Origin of the sequence: Synechococcus sp. A10-1-5-9 (genome assembly GCF_047716785.1) — a bacterium.
GTDB lineage: Bacteria > Cyanobacteriota > Cyanobacteriia > PCC-6307 > Cyanobiaceae > Synechococcus_C.
Map to the genome: position 1 here is coordinate 1,040,101 of NZ_CP180406.1, position 12,749 is coordinate 1,052,849.

The 12,749-nt window shown below is 51.6% G+C and carries 11 protein-coding genes; 7 read left to right on the forward strand and 4 right to left on the reverse strand.

Going from position 1 to position 12,749, the window contains the following annotated elements; genetic code table 11:
- Positions 1-12 precede the first annotated feature (12 nt).
- From ACLM45_RS05965 to ACLM45_RS05980, 4 genes are all read left to right on the forward strand, one after another.
- A complete protein-coding gene (locus tag ACLM45_RS05965) occupies positions 13-1,584 on the forward strand; it encodes a hypothetical protein (protein ID WP_415411116.1) in 1,572 nt (523 codons plus the stop codon).
- Between the two features lie 2 nt (positions 1,585-1,586).
- Positions 1,587-2,153 carry a Tfp pilus assembly protein FimT/FimU gene (locus ACLM45_RS05970; protein ID WP_415411117.1) on the forward strand — a complete coding sequence of 189 codons (567 nt, stop codon included), beginning with the start codon at positions 1,587-1,589 and terminating at the stop codon, positions 2,151-2,153.
- A gap of 48 nt (positions 2,154-2,201) precedes the next feature.
- Positions 2,202-3,272, forward strand: a complete 1,071-nt coding sequence (locus ACLM45_RS05975; protein ID WP_415411118.1) for a calcium-binding protein — start codon at positions 2,202-2,204, stop codon at positions 3,270-3,272.
- 227 nt (positions 3,273-3,499) lie between these two features.
- Entirely contained in the window at positions 3,500-3,982 is a 483-nt protein-coding gene (locus ACLM45_RS05980; protein ID WP_415411119.1) for a hypothetical protein, read from the forward strand.
- Between the two features lie 6 nt (positions 3,983-3,988).
- Here ACLM45_RS05980 and lepA read toward each other — a convergent pair whose 3' ends face one another.
- Complete coding sequence (lepA, locus tag ACLM45_RS05985; RefSeq protein ID WP_415411120.1) at positions 3,989-5,809, reverse strand: translation elongation factor 4; 1,821 nt, start codon at positions 5,807-5,809, stop codon at positions 3,989-3,991.
- Positions 5,810-5,936: 127 nt separating this feature from the next.
- On the opposite strand from lepA, the gene ACLM45_RS05990 reads away from it, so the two are divergent.
- Both ACLM45_RS05990 and ACLM45_RS05995 read left to right on the forward strand, forming a co-directional pair.
- Complete coding sequence (locus tag ACLM45_RS05990; protein ID WP_415411121.1) at positions 5,937-6,278, forward strand: DMT family transporter; 342 nt, start codon at positions 5,937-5,939, stop codon at positions 6,276-6,278.
- A 40-nt stretch (positions 6,279-6,318) separates the two neighbouring features.
- Entirely contained in the window at positions 6,319-6,993 is a 675-nt protein-coding gene (locus ACLM45_RS05995; protein ID WP_415411122.1) for a TVP38/TMEM64 family protein, read from the forward strand.
- Here ACLM45_RS05995 and ACLM45_RS06000 read toward each other — a convergent pair.
- Positions 6,981-8,465 (reverse strand): malate:quinone oxidoreductase, encoded by a 1,485-nt coding sequence (locus tag ACLM45_RS06000; protein ID WP_415411365.1) that lies wholly within the window; start codon positions 8,463-8,465, stop codon positions 6,981-6,983. The two genes, ACLM45_RS05995 and ACLM45_RS06000, sit on opposite strands and share 13 nt — an antisense overlap.
- 84 nt (positions 8,466-8,549) lie before the next feature.
- Between ACLM45_RS06000 and ACLM45_RS06005 the strand changes: the two genes are divergently transcribed.
- On the forward strand, positions 8,550-8,795 hold the full coding sequence (locus tag ACLM45_RS06005) for a NifU family protein (protein ID WP_006042028.1): 246 nt from the start codon (positions 8,550-8,552) through the stop codon (positions 8,793-8,795).
- A gap of 425 nt (positions 8,796-9,220) precedes the next feature.
- Here ACLM45_RS06005 and ACLM45_RS06010 read toward each other — a convergent pair whose 3' ends face one another.
- A complete protein-coding gene (locus ACLM45_RS06010) occupies positions 9,221-10,858 on the reverse strand; it encodes an urea transporter (protein ID WP_415411123.1) in 1,638 nt (545 codons plus the stop codon).
- On the reverse strand, positions 10,827-12,302 hold the full coding sequence (locus ACLM45_RS06015) for an arginase family protein (RefSeq protein WP_415411124.1): 1,476 nt from the start codon (positions 12,300-12,302) through the stop codon (positions 10,827-10,829). Before ACLM45_RS06015 ends, ACLM45_RS06010 begins: the two co-directional genes overlap by 32 nt.
- Between the last annotated feature and the right edge of the window lie 447 nt (positions 12,303-12,749).

The window sequence follows — 12,749 nt, forward strand, 5'->3', positions numbered from 1 at the left end:
CTCACTTCATAAATGATCAACAAACAAAGCCATCAAAAACAAAATAATAAAGATGGCTTTGTCCTCCCCCTCGTTGTCACCATCGGCCTGATCATGCTCGCGGGCAGCGCCGCCATGCTTACCCGCAGCTTTGGCGGCCTGATCGGCTCCACCCGTCTCGAACAATCGCGCCAAGCCAAAGCGATTGCCGAGGCGGGTTTGGCACGCACGATCGAAGGATTGAATCGGAACTTCAACTACCTCCTTATTAACTGTTATTCCCAGAGCGGCTCAGCCCCACCCCCTAACGATTGCATTAACACCGGCACCTGGGGCACACCATCGCTGCCCTCATCCATTTGTTCAGATGCCACCCAAACAGGAACCCCAGCCCTGACGTCAAGCAACACCAATCCAAGCGGGGACTACGTCATTGATTACTACGCCTATTCAGGTACGAAATTTTATGGCGGCACAGGTCGCCTTCGCGTGATCGGCTATAGAAAAAATGCCGACAACAGCAAAATTCTTGCCACTGCAGCGGTGGAAATGAGCTTTGACGTGAAACCAAAACCCTGCAACTGCCGCTTCGGTGATTTTTCCGGCGAGTGCTCCTCCAGCGGCTTTCCAGGGCTTCTCGGCTCCTACATCAACCTTGGCAATAATGACGTGAAGGGGGCCATATCTGGAAATGTACTCTGCACCCGCTGCACCAACCCCAATCCCGACGGTCCACCCACAGAAGAGCAGGCGAAGGAAGCTATCGGTGCTCAAGCCAACAGTGATGTGGATGGTCAGATTTTTCTAGGACCAATTAATCTCCCACCGGTTCCCACCTTCCCGGAAGACTTAATTCAATACATCAATACAACCGGCAATATCCAGGATTTTCCGATCAAAGACAAAACAGACAAAAAATCATTAGAAAACACATACTTTATCCAGTCTCAGAGTAAACCAACAGAAGAAGAAGACAACAAAGAGCCTTCGAGCAATGGATACTGCGCAACAGATGCAAGCAACCCACCGGTCACGCACTGCCGCATCAACACGATCTTGTTAAGCGGCAAAGAACGCCTGGAAATTGATACGAGCTCAGGCCCAGTGCGCCTCTACGTCGAAGGCTTGGATACAGACACCCAAGGAGGAGAAGTAGTCAAAGTTGGAGGCAACACGGGGATCATTCATGACGGCCGTCCCGGAGACCTCTCCATGTATGGACTACCAATGAGTGCTGATCCAAAATGCAGCACGGCCAATGAGAATGACACCATTCAAACAGTGACCTTGGCAGGCACATCACAAGGCAACAATCAAAAAGCAGCCAATATGTTTGTGTATTTTCCCTGCGCCACAGTCGGCATCAATGGCGGTTCAGGGGACTCTGCTGACTGCGATCTCGATGGTGAATGCGGCGGCGGCGATATTTCCGGAGCCGTATGGGCCAAGACCTGGGACGGCTCAAACTCAAACAACGCCCAATTGGTGGTTCCCAAAGACATGGGTTCACAACTGTTCACCGGCTTGGGCACTCGCTTTGGAATTAGCATTCAAGATTACATCGGCCTGGGAGTAAACAGCTGGACATCATTTGAGAAGCTCTGATCATGGTGGTCACGACGAGGGACTCGAAAACGAATTCAGGATTCACCTTGATTGAATTGCTTGCAGTGATGATCATTGCAGGCATTCTCAGCGGGATTGCCATCCCATCCTTTCAACGCAATTGGCAGCAGGAACGATTGAAAGCAGCAACCCGCGAGGCTGCCAACTGGATCGAAGACATACGCCTCCGCGCAGTGCAGCAAGCGCAAATATGCATCATCCAAGTTATCGATAGCACGGCGTCACTTGAGCCCACGCCAAACACAAGTAATTGTAACAATATTAGCACACTCAAGCTTCGCGAAATCGTTGAAAATTCTGAACAATTAGTGATTTGTAGCCAAACAGCTTTAGCACCAAGCACGTTCAAATGCACCAAAGAAAATAACAATGCACTGCCCACTGAAATCGTCTTCACCCCAAGAGGAACAGTTTCCAAGGGCGGTTTGATCAAATTACACTTCTCTCCAGACATTCCCAATCGCTGCATTGCCATCATCCAACCCCTTGGGTTGGTTCGCCAAGGGATTGAACGTTCCAGCGGCTGCGACTACAACACTGCGTTTTAAGCTATGGGATTCACACTGACTGAACTTCTGGTCGCAACGTTCATTGGCATGATGACGGCCACCGTGGCAGGGCAAGCACTTGTTTCCCATCTCGAAAGCAGCGAAAAAGCCGAAGCGATGGAACGCCAACGCAACGATTGGTCAAGGGCAACATCCTTTGTTGAAGCTGAAATTGCACTATCAGAACGCTTAATCACTGATAGCAGCAATGTACTGATTCCGCCGAGTTGCCCAATCAACACCAGCAACACATTGTCGGAATTTCGCTTTGCTATCGACATGCGCCGGGATCTGCCCTTGGCGATCTATGCCGTGAAATCCTCCACAAGCGATTGGCTGCCCAACAACACTCTCTGGCGGTGCGGCCCTGCACTCGAAGACGACGGCTCTTACAACAACAGCCTGGAATGGAGCCCGATGTTGGATGGCCTTGATGGCGACTCTCCAGATGGAGGATTCACAGTCACAAGCAACGATGGCAAGTATGCCTCCTTCACTCTTGCCTTGAAGGGCCATGCCACCGTGAAATATGGAAGCGTCACTGGAGCCCGCTCAAGAATCAGCCCTCTCTATTCAAGGCCTTCGGATGGAAGTCTTTGTGATGCGTCCAACCTTGTAAATGTCCCCGGCAAAGCGGGAGAAGCTGATGAAATTAGTGTACCAATTGCAAACATCAAAGAAGGGGAAGATGTGCTTGTTTGCGGTTACGGTGGCGGAGACAAGATCACAGGCTCTGAGGCCAACGACATCATTGAAGCCGGAGACAACGGCTCGAGCATATTGAATGGCGAAGCAGGCAATGACTTCCTAAGAGGAACAAACGATGCCGACACCTTGAATGGAGGCGACGGCATCGATGTGCTGGTGGGGCGTGGTGGAAGCGATAGTCTCAATGGCGGCGGTGACAAGAATATCTATCTTCCTGGAACTGGAGCCGACAAAATCAATGGCGGCCCAGGCCTCGACATTGTTTTTTTTGAAGGAAGTCGCTCTAACTACGGAACAGCTGGGTGCACAAAAACACAATGCACAATCACCCACGCCGATCAAGAAAATCAAACCCTAAAAAACGTCGAGATTCTCATCTTCGATGACGCCAGACTTGACCTTCCAAATTAGACAATCCACTCTTATCAGGAAATACTCAGATTAAAATCATCAGCATTTCAGTGAATCTATTCCCTTTACAAGCGAAAGAAAGAATCCAAGCAGAGAGAATGCATGGGTGCAAGCAAAAAGATCAACTTCTCATAAATCCTGGCAACGCCTGGCCGTGAAGAAACGCGCCTTTAGCCGTGTTTTCCATTCACACGTCTGGGAGGATCAAGCGAGGGAAGAGCTAGACCATGACACTCACCGAATCCCTGGTCTCATCCTTCATCCTGGTGGCACTCACCACACAGACAGGTCGCCTGTTTGGAGACTCCATGCAAGCCCTGGGCAAGAGCCGAGCAAGAGATACCGTCAACGCAGCCATCCACAGGGATCTTGAAGACGTTCGCCAACAGGTTGCGTTATGGAAAGCTGACAGCTCAATGACAACCAATGGGCAACTCGCTTACACGCCGGATGCAGGTCAGTGTCAAAATGCGACTCTGGGGACAGCACTACTCAACGAAGAATCCAACACTCTGAATGTGATCTCAAATCTGGACTTGTCGCAGAGTCCAACACCTCTTCAAGGACTAACCGTCACACGAACAATCAGCACGGCCAATGCAAACAATAATTTGATCCAAGTGAACTACAGCACCACTGGAAGCAGCACCATCAAGATTCAGCACAGCACCACACTCTCCATACCAGCTCAGAGCTGGTGTCCTACTTAAGGCGCCTCAGCTCCCCCCACCATCATTGAGCTTGAGCACCGCCATGAAGGCCTCCTGCGGCACATCCACCTTGCCCATCGCCTTCATTCGCTTCTTGCCCTTGGCCTGTTTCTTCAGCAGTTTCTTCTTCCGTGAAATATCGCCGCCGTAACACTTGGCCAGCACGTCCTTGCGGATGGCACTGATGCTGGTGGAGGCAATGATGCGGCTGCCGATGGAGGCCTGCAGGGGAATCTTGAACTGCTGGCGAGGAATCAATTCTTTCAGTTTCTCCACCAGAGCCTTGCCCACGTTGTAAGCCTTGTCCCGGTGCACGATCGTGGTGAGGGGATCAGCCCGCTCGCCATTGATCAACACATCCAGGCGCACCAGTTCGTTCTTGCGATAGCCGATCAGGTGGTATTCCATCGACGCATAGCCTTGTGTACGCGTCTTCATCTGATCGAAGAAGTCGGTTACCACTTCCGCCAGCGGCAGTTCATAAATCAACGTCACCCGATCGGTGGTGATGTATTTCATATCGAGATACTCACCGCGCCGTTCCTGGCACAGCCCCATTAGCGCGCCGTTGTATTCATTCGGCGCGTAGATCTCCATCTTCACGTAGGGCTCTTCAATCGATTCGCGCTTCTGCGGATCGGGAAGGGTGGCGGGGTTATCCACCATCACCTCCGTTCCGTCGATCATGTTCACCTTGTAGATCACCGACGGTGCGGTGACAATCAGATCGAGGTCGTACTCCCGCTCCAGGCGCTCCTGCACGATCTCCATGTGCAGCAACCCCAGGAAGCCGCAACGGAACCCGAAGCCCATCGCACTGCTGGTTTCCGGTTCGAACTGCAGTGCCGCATCGGAGAGCTGCAGCTTGTTGAGCGCTTCGCGCAGATCCGGATACTGATCCGCCTCGGTGGGGAACAGGCCGCAGAACACCATCGGCTTGGCTTCGGTGTAACCCGGTAAGGCCTCATCCGCCGGGGCATTGAGCAGGGTGATCGTGTCGCCCACGCGGGCATCGGCCACGGCCTTGATCGATGCCGCCAGATAGCCCACCTCGCCGGCGTGAAGCTCACCCACCTTGCGCTGATCCGGTGCCATCACCCCGATCTCATCAAGCTCGTAGGTTTTCTTGCTGGCCATCAACAGCACCTTGTCTTTGCAGCTGATTCGGCCGCTCATCACCCGGAAATACACAATCACCCCCCGGTAGGGGTCGTAATAGGAATCAAAGATCAGGGCCTTGGTGGGCTCCTCCACCGTGTCCGCTGGCGGCGGCACCCGGTCCACCACCGCCTGCAGAATCTCGGGAACACCCAAACCTGTTTTGGCCGAACAGGGAATGGCATTGCTGCAGTCGAGGCCGATGATCGCCTCCACTTCCTCCTTGATGCGATCGGGATCGGCACCGGGCAAATCGATCTTGTTGAGCACTGGAATGATCTCGAGGTCGTTCTCCAGCGCCAGGTACACATTGGCCAGGGTCTGAGCCTCCACCCCCTGGCTGGCATCCACTACCAGTAGCGCTCCCTCACAGGCCAGAAGGCTGCGGCTCACCTCATAGGAGAAGTCCACGTGGCCGGGGGTGTCGATCAGGTTGAGGACGTACTCCTCTCCATCGGCTGCCGTGTAATTCATCCGCGCCGCCTGGAGCTTGATGGTGATGCCCCGCTCCCGCTCCAGATCCATGTTGTCCAGGAACTGCTCCTGCATGTCCCTGTTGGCCACCGTGCCCGTGTCCTGCAGCAACCGATCGGCCAGGGTCGACTTGCCGTGGTCGATGTGGGCAATGATGCAGAAATTGCGGATGCGTGAGACGGGAGCGTCGGTCATGCGGTTGGCGAAATCCCGGCCCGGGCTAATTCGTTCGTTGATGCAATCCTAAGGAGCTGCCCAGGCCCACCACGAAACGGGGTGATCGGGCTGGGTCTTCCTCCAAGCTCACTCTCATCGTGTGCTTGTGCCGTCTGTGTCGCCATGGGTTCTGCTGCTGCTCGCAATCGGCGCCGAGGTCATCGGCACCTCCTGTCTCAAGCTCTCCGAGGGATTCAGCAGACCCGGTCCCACCCTGGTGGTGCTCACCGCCTATGCAGTGTCCATGACCTTGATGTCACGGGTGGTGCAGGTGTTGCCCATGGGCCTCACCTATGCCCTCTGGAGCGGCCTGGGCATCGTGGCCATCGTGCTGATCGGCATGCTGCTCTATCAACAAACGCCCAGTGCCGGGCAGTTGATGGGAATGGCGCTGATTACAGCTGGCGTGGTGTTGGTGAATCTGTCTCCAGCAACGTCAACAGGATGAGTCATTCTCGAGATCATCTGAAACCGAGCTGATCGCACTGATGCAACGCTGGCGTCGCTTTCTCCTGATCACCGCCACGATTGCTGGGCTGACGGTTTTTTTTCACCTTGCGCAAGTGCATGGGCTGGAGCCGATTCGCAATCAGGTGGAACGCCTCGGCGTCTGGGCGCCGATCGCCATCCTCCTGCTGCGAGGAGTGAGCATCCTCTTGCCCGCCCTACCAAGCACGGCCTACTCACTGCTGGCTGGAACGCTGTTGGGTTTCGAGACGGGGTTCATCACGATCGTGATCGCCGATCTGCTGTTCTGCCAGGCGGCCTTCCTGCTGGCCCGACGCTATGGACGCGGGCTCATCGGCCGCCTCGTCGGCAGTAGCGCGATGGCCAGAATCGAAGGGTTCGGCCGTAATCAATTCCAGGGCAATCCTTTTCTGCTTACTGGATTGTTGATGACTGGCCTGTTCGATTTCGTGAGCTACGCCGCTGGCCTCAGCGGCACAACCTGGCGAGCCTTTGTCGTTCCCTTAGTGGTGAGTGTGCTGCTCAGCGATGCACCGATCGTGGCCCTGGGTGCAGGACTGTTTGATGGTGGTCGCTTGATCCTGGGTCTGGCCCTTTTGGGAATGTTTGCTCTTGCTGTAGTGGCTGGTCTGGTGAAACGCAGAACACAACACAATCAGGCGATGCACCCTTCCACAAGCACTCAACTGGATTGAATCCCAAGCAGTGCATCACTGCGGCGGCGAACCTGATCGAGGAGGTCAGCATCAGCGTTGAGGTCCTGTCCATAGAAAGGCAGCAAGCTGCGCAATCGCTCCTGCCAGGCCTGGGTGGCGAGTTGCTGCGAAAAACATCGGTTCAGAACATCGAGCATGATCGGAACTGACGTGCTGGCTCCCGGAGAGGCCCCAAGCAGTGCAGCGAGAGATCCATCAGCCGAGCTCACAACCTCGGTGCCCATCTGCAAGCGGCTTCCTTCAGGCGTGCGTTTAATGATTTGCACCCGTTGACCAGCCACCGAGAGGCTCCAGTCATCACTCTTTGCCGATGGAAGGAATCGCCTAAGTGCGTCGATGCGATCCGTCTCACTCTGGCGAAGCTGAGAAATCAGGTATTTGACAAGTGGAAGATTGTTCAAGCCCACCTGCAGCATCGGCACCAGATTGGTGCTGCGAACGGATCTTGGAAGATCAAACAGGGAGCCTGTTTTAAGAAACTTGCTGCTGAATCCGGCATAGGGGCCAAACAGAAGTGAACGCTTGCCGTCAATCCAACGGCTGTCGAGATGCGGAACCGACATGGGAGGCGCTCCCACCGCGGCTTTTCCATACACCTTGGCGAAATGCCGATCCACAAGGTCGGGGCGCTGGCAGACCAACCATTGGCCACTCACAGGAAAGCCAGCGAAATCGGCAGCTTCCGGGATGCCGCTGTTCTGCAACAGCGGCAGCGCCCCCCCACCGGCGCCAAGAAACACAAACGGGGTTTGAACCTGCCAGCTGCCGGATGGCCCCTGGAGCTGGATCCCCCAATCGCCTGAGGTCATCGCCTCGGTGCGTTGGCGCTTCAGCCCCTTCACAACCGTGCCGTAGCAGATCTTGAGGGCCCCAGAGCCTTGCAGCGGGGCCAGCAGTGCACGGGTGAGGCTGCCGAAATCCACGTCGAGCCCTCGCTTGATCCGCGTGGCCGCAAGCGCCTGATCGCCTGATCGCCCCTCCATCACCAAGGGCAACCAGTCCGTCATCTCTGCAGGATCCGTGGTCCACTCCATGGCGCTGAAGGCGGGCAGCGCCTTCAGCTGCCGGTATCGCTGCTCCAGAAAAGCCACATCGTCCTGACCCCAGACCAGACTCAAATGAGGCACCTGATGCAGAAAAGTGTCTGGCTTGAGGAGCCCCCGTTCTGCCAACGATGCCCAGAAGGCGAGGCTGCATTCAAAAGCCGCATTGATAGCCAACGCCTTGCTGGTTTCGATCCGGCCATCAGGGCGCTGGGGGGTGTAGTTCAGCTCACAGTTCGCCGCATGTCCCGTGCCCGCATTATTCGCCGCCGCGCTGCTTTCGAGAGCCGGCCCCTCGAGTCGCTCCACCAGCAGCAAGCGCAGGTCGGGATCGAGAGCGTGCAGGAGTGAGGCCAGGGTGGCACTCATAATTCCTGCGCCTACGAGCACAGCGTCGTATTGATCCAAAGGGATGACGGCGTCTGAACCCAAGGGTATGAATCGGTCAGCCCTGTGCTGCGATTACGCTGGGTTTCATAGCTTGATTGATCCATGAGCTCAGAAACGCTGCCACTCACCAGTGAAAACGTTGAAAAGGTGCTTGATGAGCTGCGTCCATTCCTAATGGCCGACGGCGGCAACGTGGAAGTGGTGGAAATCGATGGTCCCGTGGTGAAAGTGCGCCTGCAGGGTGCCTGCGGAAGCTGCCCCAGCAGCACGATGACCCTGAAAATGGGCATCGAGCGCAAAATGCGTGAAACGATCCCTGAGGTGAGCGAAGTAGTGCAGGTTCTCTGAACTCCGAAGCGTGCGACGGGCAGACGTCTCACATGCATTGACGTCATTGAGCACGCCTGCAGTCCACCTCTTAAGCAAGGTAAAAACAGTTTGAGAGGTGGGGTGAGGTGTAAAGCATTCCAACGACTCACTGGCACGACCTGGATGAGCGGGAAGGATTTGAGGTGGAGAGATCGACACCCGACTCAAACGGCGAGCTGAAGTTGATCGCCTGATGTGGTTTGGTCAACAGGCCTCACGATGGGGCAAGTCTTATCTCTTGGCGATTTCTTTCTAAAACCAATCATAGGTGGCTGGTACCAACCAAGGAATTCATCAGCCGCATGAGCCTCCCCTGCCAGGACTCATAAAAGAGTTCGGATCAATTCAAAAACCCAAGATCATTGAGACTGAAGCAACTGAAACGGAATCAAGTCAACAAGGAATCATGTCAAAAGAAGCCGGTCAACAAATTGAGACCACTCTATGGCTGATTGAGACTCAAAAATATATGCTACTTCGTCCGACGAAAGGGGCTCTAAACCAAGAGAATGCAGCAACATCGACAATTCATTGACATCAAAAGAACAATCATCATTACGATCAATAGGCATCAGATAAGCGAGCAAACGCTCTTCATCTCTCCTAAGGTATTGCAATTTATGAATCAACAAACAAAATTCTTCAAAATCAACGAAGCCATTGCGGTCAAGATCCATACTCGCCATCGTGGCATCAAGCTGATGAGCCACCAAATGAGGCGACAATCGCCGACCCGAAAAGTTTGCCGAAGATTGACTCTTGATCAAAGCACGCGAGAACTCGCTCACACTCAGTACATCATCATGATTAACGTCAATGAATGAGAAAAGATCGCGGGCTTGATCCAGACAAGGCTGGTCTAATGGATACCTTTTGAGCAAGTGATGATCACCCGCTGTGCGACACCTCATATTAAAACGGAAGTCTTTGAAAACCCTGAATGCAACTTTAAATCGACGAAGATGCTCTTCCGGTGTGACAATAGAATGCAGGGGAATCGGGATTAATGCTGGCAAGGCTTTGCCAGCTAAACGCATCACCAACCACGTCGTAAGAACAAAACTTAGTGTCAGAGTCGGCAAGCTTCCAATCAATAGTTCTTGCATCAATTGCAAATAGACAGCAACAATGGCACCGATCGACGCAAGAATCAGGCTTCGGATCGTGGGTGTGTGAAAAATCCCCCCGATTGCGATTGCCACTAGCAAGCTATTGTATCCCCAAAGGCCATCTGAAATAGAGACCAATTCAACACCTTGACTTAGAGCTGTCATCATTCCCAGGAGTGATCCCCAAGCCCCTAAACCAGCAGCAATCGGGCTAGCAATCAAAACAGCGAAAAAAATCAAACAACCACTAAGCAATTCTCCATTCAAAAAGACTTGTCCAAAGCTTTTGAAGATACCCACGAAAATAGACTGCGCAATGTCAAGTAAAAAGCCCCTGCCAGTCAATATCTCCATTAGCTCGGGCGATGTATTGATAGCAGGAGTAAAGAAGAGCCACACAACCAAACAAAAGGGCAACGTAAGTGCTGGGGGATCGTTTCTATGAGAAAACCTTTTTCTCCATAGTTCAACGAGCACAGTTGAAAGGCCAGCCGCCAAGAGGACAAGAGCGATGACACCAAATCGATTGAAACTCGAATCAACGTTAATCAATGCAGCAGCTGCACAGCCAACCAGAGTGCCGTTAAAGCCATAAATCCCCTGATCGCGCAGGTTTGGACTCAAACCGAGGAAGTAAGCAGTTAAGTTGGCCGACAACATGGCAGCCAACACAAAAAAAACCGTTGATGGTGAATTAATCCAAAATGCCAAAAAAATGAAAAAACCACTCACCGGGTTATTAATGAAAACAACCTGAGAAAAGCTGCGAAAACAGATCGCGGAAAAGCCACGACTGGAAAGAATTTTTTCGAAAAAGTTTAAATTTCGGGTGAGCGACGGAGCGGGAAGCAAAGCATTAAACTTTTCATAAATAAATTGAGAATCAGAATTCATCATTAAATCAGCAATTGGAGTACCGATCAGACAAAACATCAATTCCTGCTCGAAAAATCCCCAAGGAGACTTCCGCCAAAGTATTTAACTCATCAAGATGAGGATTAATTTCACAAATTTCCCAGCAGCAAACACGCTGATCAGATAAAAGGGTTCTTAGCAAAAGAATAGCCTCATGCGCCCAAAGACCACCAGGTACAGGGGTGCCTGTTCCTTTACAGATCGTTGAATCCAGGCAGTCAACATCAAAACTAACGTAAATCAAATCAACATCTGAAAGATAGGAAAGACAACGATTAGCAGCCGCAACTGGTCCCTCTTGTCTTACATCATCAGTAGTAACGATTGGGATATCGTATCGAGAAAGTGTAATACTCTCTGCAGGCTCGGTGTCTCTAACACCAACATAGACAAGGTTATCGAGGTTTATGGCTGGAGAACTCAATCCATGGAGCCCTTTCAATTCATCCCATAATTGTCTGGTCAGCGAATCAATATCGTTAATAGCCTCTGATTGATTATCATAACCAGATGCTATAGCAACTGGCATCCCATGCATATTACCTGAAGGTGTCGTAAAAGGTGAATGAATATCTGCGTGAGCATCAATCCAAATCACTCCAAGATTCTTCTCTGGGTGAGCCCGTCGAATGCCAGCAATCGTTGATGCCGCAGTTGAATGATCTCCAGCGAGTACAAGTGGAAAAGTATCATTCTCCAAACTATTGCAGACCAACATCGCTGCATCCTTCATTACTTGAGTAATGACCTCAATATGACGCGCATATGGAGTAACAGTGTCTGCTTGTATTTTCGAGGCTCGTGCTAGAGAAGAAGTATCGTTAATATCAACCATTATTTGCTCACATGTGGAGCGTAAATCATGCTGATTTTTAATAGCTTCCTTCAGCATCTCGATCCCGGCACCAGCGCCAGGTTTTCCAGCTCCAAGATCACAATCAACTTCCAACAATGAAATTTTATCCAATCTTAATGACGAACTAATCTGGACTAGTTTCTTTTTCAATAACTTTAAGTCTAAAAGGGAAATATCAAGCGAACTTGCCTGTTGAAGCAGGGCAAGAAATTCAGCAGTATTGATCTCACCGTTTTTATCGACGTCTAAAGAGTCAAACAAAGCCTGAAAAGCATCCGTCATTTTGTCCGCATCAAACAATGACATCAACGTTGAAAGCTCTGCGGAACTTAGAGAGCCACTGCCATCCGTATCAATCAGTTTAAAGATATCTCTGAGGAGTTGATAAGGCCCTAACTCTGGTTGCTTTTGGGCCCACTCTAAAAACTCATCTCGACTAACTAAGCCATTATTTTGCATCAGATTATTGAGCAACAACATCTCATCATTAGCTAAAATATCTGTCATTGACGCAAACACTTGCTCAAGCTCTTTTGACGTAATAAAACCGTCACCATTAACATCAAAGAGCGAGAAAAGTGAGGACAGTTCTTTTGAATTGACCACCACGTTCGTAGATACACACCTAAACAACATTTACACCTAGAGGAATAAAAAACTAGTACTTGATGTTACATTTTTCTTTTTATTTAAGAAAGGAATGACAACCTCTGTAAAGCAGTCCAGACAAAAAGGCGGGCTAAATCTAAAATTTAATGTTACAGGCCTTCTTAGCTTAATGAAATTCAACGGCACTCTGATCTCCCTAAAAGATATTGTCAATAAGCTCGATCGACCTTGTCGCTGGGTCCACAAAGGAGCCTATGAAATTGCCATTTTCGAAGATGAGGTGAGCAACCTAAAACTCAATTGGTGGCCATCGACCGGAGAGATTAGGCTCGTTGGAGACCCCGAAGTTCGAGACGATGCGGTAAAGAAGTTGACACAACTCTTGGCTGAAGTGGGTTCCTAATGTAGACACACTCCTGCAGGGCAATGAAACAAATTCTGCAA